The organism is Siccirubricoccus deserti, assembly GCF_014283215.1.
Taxonomy (GTDB): domain Bacteria; phylum Pseudomonadota; class Alphaproteobacteria; order Acetobacterales; family Acetobacteraceae; genus Siccirubricoccus; species Siccirubricoccus deserti.
Genome location: NZ_JACOMF010000262.1, coordinates 1 through 660 on the forward strand (window position 1 = coordinate 1; position 660 = coordinate 660).

Annotated in this window: 1 protein-coding gene; it reads right to left on the reverse strand. The window is 66.1% G+C overall.

The genetic code is table 11. The features are described 5' to 3' along the window. Nucleotides 1–109 precede the first annotated feature (109 nt). Nucleotides 110–616, reverse strand: a complete 507-nt coding sequence (locus H7965_RS30220) for a transposase (protein ID WP_456308223.1) — start codon at nt 614–616, stop codon at nt 110–112. Nucleotides 617–660 lie beyond the last annotated feature (44 nt).

The following is a 660-nucleotide window of genomic DNA, read 5'->3' on the forward strand; positions in this document are numbered from 1 at the left end:
ACCACTGCGAGGCGTGGTCACCTCCGTGGTCCAGCACCATCCGTACCGCTCGCTGCCGCACCTCAGGCGAAAACCGGTTCGACGTCTTCTTCGTCATGGCTCCAACCTCTCAAGGTTTGAAGCCTCCGGCAAACCCGGGGCGGTTCAGTAACGGCAGCAGGGTGAGGTTCGGTGGCACGCGCAGCCTGCCGCCTTGCTGGTGCCAGCCTGCGCCGTCGAGCACGACGACGCCGTGTGCGCTGGCGGCGACCTGAGTGCTGATCTCGGCGAGGTGGATGTTCATCGCCTCGGCGCTGACGCTTGGCAGTACCACGGCGGCCCCGATGTCACGAGCTGGGCAGACGGCACCGAACAGATAGGCCCACTGGTAGCGACGGTCGCGCGGCTTGCGAGGCCGGCTGCCGCGCTTGGCCCAGATGCGTGTCAGCGTGCCCTGCTGGCCGACCCGGGCTTCATCCTGGAACCAGACCTCGATCGGCCTGCCGGCGGTCTCGGGCGGCAGAGCCTCGGCTACGCGGGCGGCGAAGTTTTTTGGGTCTATCGGGAAGTTTGTGTTTGGGACGGTACGATGCTGCTGAAGGAGCCATCGCATGCCGCGACGCAAACAGCCTACCATCCCGGATGAGTTGCTAGACCAACTCCTGGCTGGGTCGGATCCCC